General features: G+C 30.8%; 2 protein-coding genes. Both read left to right on the top strand.

Translation table 11 applies throughout. The annotated features are described in order from the left end of the window. Positions 1–122 precede the first annotated feature (122 nt). Positions 123–269, top strand: coding sequence for a hypothetical protein (locus AVL50_RS32980; protein WP_157491303.1), 147 nt, complete (start codon positions 123–125; stop codon positions 267–269). Positions 270–442: 173 nt separating this feature from the next. Continuing rightward, entirely contained in the window at positions 443–958 is a 516-nt protein-coding gene (locus AVL50_RS12095) for a hypothetical protein (RefSeq protein WP_062616763.1), read from the top strand. Positions 959–1,239 lie beyond the last annotated feature (281 nt).

The following is a 1,239-nucleotide window of genomic DNA, read 5'->3' as shown; positions in this document are numbered from 1 at the left end:
TGATGAAAAACGAAGCAAAAAATCTAGGCTTAGAAGTCAAAAGCTAAATTTCATTCCACTCGCCTAAATGATTTTAAACTCGCTTTGCTCAAACAAGAAAATCATTTGTAACGGCTCAATGCATGAAATTCTTAACGCTTTTCCCTTCAATGCCAGAAGGAGTACTACCAAACTATAATGGTAGAAAACTCAATGGCGCGAATGTTAAGCACAAGCGTCATTCGTGTCCTTCAGATCATCAGAAATCTCCTGATTTCTTAACACTATAAATAACAAAACTTAGTTTACAGTGTAATACGTTTTTTGAAGGAAGTAATCGCAAAACAATAAATAGAATTAGTATTAGATAATTTTGAATTTGTACATATAAAACGCTTTCACTAACAAAAATAAAATTAAAACTTCCTTTCTTTGTGCTGTACTTTATCTTTATTGAAACTAAATGAAATTTGAGCAAAAAATAGTAATAGATCTTGAGGAATTTTTCTGCAAAGGTCAATTTGATTTTTTAAAACTAGGGCAAACAAAAGAATGGATACTCAATAATTTCCCTAATCCTGATGGACTTGAGAGTAACCATTCAATATTTCAAGATGATGTTTGGAGGTATGGAAATATTGAACTCCATTTTCATCAGGAAAAACTATTTCTTATTTTCTCAGATTATATTAATGAATTAGACGGAGGTTCATCCTTAGAGCTTAAAAAGTGGTTTTTAAATGAAAAAGGTCATCACACTCTTTCAAAGGTTTTAGATCAAATGAATCAAAAACATATCGACTTTCATAAAAAAACTAATCACCAACTGAAAACAGTGTCTCTAACGTTATCAAGTGGTGTTAAATTAGGTTTTGGACTGCATGAAAATGACGAAGAGACTTATGATGAATACCTGAAAAGAGCATCATCAACAAATCAAAGTCAATATCAATTGATTTCTTTTTGCCTTGTAAAATAATAAAACATACAAACTTCATATAAGCTCTTTGCAATGTAACACCCCTAGATCAGTAGAGGGAGGTAGAACCACCCAAAAGACCATAATTTCAATTATGGATCTACGGATGAGAACAAAAACATCACAAATGATTTGATTCTTCATCATTTCGTATTACATTGAAACAGCTTAACAAAATTATAAAACTGACTGTTTAACAAATCTCATGAAAAACCTTCAACTTTATCATAGAAAAGTCATCCAACGTCTTATTGAAGATAAAAGATTTACCGTAGCAGAAA

This window comes from Flammeovirga sp. SJP92 (assembly GCF_001583495.1).
Lineage (GTDB): Bacteria > Bacteroidota > Bacteroidia > Cytophagales > Flammeovirgaceae > Flammeovirga.
This window is presented reverse-complemented; position numbering and strand designations above follow the sequence as displayed.